The sequence below is a fragment of the Microvirga tunisiensis genome, from assembly GCF_009296175.1.
Taxonomy (GTDB): domain Bacteria; phylum Pseudomonadota; class Alphaproteobacteria; order Rhizobiales; family Beijerinckiaceae; genus Microvirga; species Microvirga tunisiensis.
In genome coordinates this window covers 1-1372 of sequence record NZ_VOSK01000755.1, presented here as the reverse complement: position 1 = coordinate 1372, position 1372 = coordinate 1, and the positions used below count along the sequence as shown (strand labels likewise).

Here is a 1372-nt window from a genome sequence, read left to right as displayed (position 1 = left end):
CCTTCGCACTGCCGGATAGCAGCACCCAGGTGAATGGGGTCTTCTCTCGTATGAAGCACTCCTTCCTTATCAGGCCTTACGCTGCCAGAACCCAGGTGTGGTGAGCCTCTGGCAGCTCAGGTCGCACGGCGCCAGCATGGATAGGGTGATGTGCCGGTGCCAGCCCGTCCACGCGCGCACCTCGTACTCGTCCAACCCGGTCTCGCCCTTGGCCTCCTCAAAGCAGCTCTCGATCCGCCAGCGCATCCCGGCAATCCGCACCAGCTCGGCCAGCGAGGTCTCCTCCGGGGCGCGGGTGAGATAGAACGTGAACTGATGCGGGCGGCCCTTCTGGCGCCGGATCAGCAGCCCGGTTGTCCAGCCCGGCACCGGCGGCGTGCGATACGGCAGATAGGCCCAATCGTACAGCCGTGGACCCTTGGCGCCATCGCCGGCGCTGAGCCGCCGCCAACCTCTGGCCGGCACGTCCTCGAGCCAATCCTCGACGGGCTTGAACCCGAGCCGCTGGGCCGAGGTCACCGCCAGCACATAGCCACGCCCGTGTGCTTCGATCAGGCGCCGGGTCTGATGGTCGGCGCCATACACACAGTCGCCCACCACCCACCGGCAGGGCACACCGGCGGCAAACGCCCGCTTCAGCATCGCCTGTCCGAGCTTCGGCTTGGTGGTGAAGCTCACACTCTCCGGCACGCCCGCTTCCGCGCGGCGGGCCGCATCGAAGGCCCAGGTCTCGGGCAGGTACAACGCCCGGTCGATCAGGGCATGGCCATGCCGGCTGGCATAAGCGAGAAACACCCCGATCTGAGAATTCTCGATCCGGCCGGCGGTGCCGGAGTACTGGCGTTTGACGCCGGCCGACTTGTCCCCCTTCTTCACGAAGCCGGTCTCGTCGAGCACCAGCACGGCGTCAGGATCACCCAGGTGCTCGACCACATAGGTCTGCAGATCATCGCGCACGGCATCGGCCTCCCAATGCATGCGGGCAAGGAAATCCTGCACGCCATCAGGGCTGGCATCGCCGGCCGCTTCGGCCAGGTGCCAGCCGTTCTTGCGCTCCAGCGGCGACAGCAGGCCCTGCAGGTAAGCCCGGGCGCGTCGGCGCGGCTCGACGCGGCTGAACCGGGGAGCAATTCGGGCGACGAGATCATCCAGTTGATCGGCCCAGCGGTGGGCCTCGCTTGCGTGCGTCATGGCGCGACACCTCCGTGTCTAAGACAACGCACAAGACCCGGCTGTAGTACTAGTTGTTTGGTAGCGGAACGTTGTTGGGATCGGGTGCGTTACGCCATTGAGGAGTACACTTGGCGCTTTGACGGCCTGCGACGCCGAGCTTCTCACCGCAGGAGGACGTGATGCACTCCCTTCATCCGCA

Annotated in this window: 1 protein-coding gene; it reads right to left on the bottom strand. The window is 66.1% G+C overall.

The annotated features are described in order from the left end of the window. Nucleotides 1-69: 69 nt before the first annotated feature. Nucleotides 70-1191 (bottom strand): IS701 family transposase, encoded by a 1122-nt coding sequence (locus FS320_RS43410; RefSeq protein ID WP_152718657.1) that lies wholly within the window; start codon nt 1189-1191, stop codon nt 70-72. Nucleotides 1192-1372: the final 181 nt, after the last annotated feature.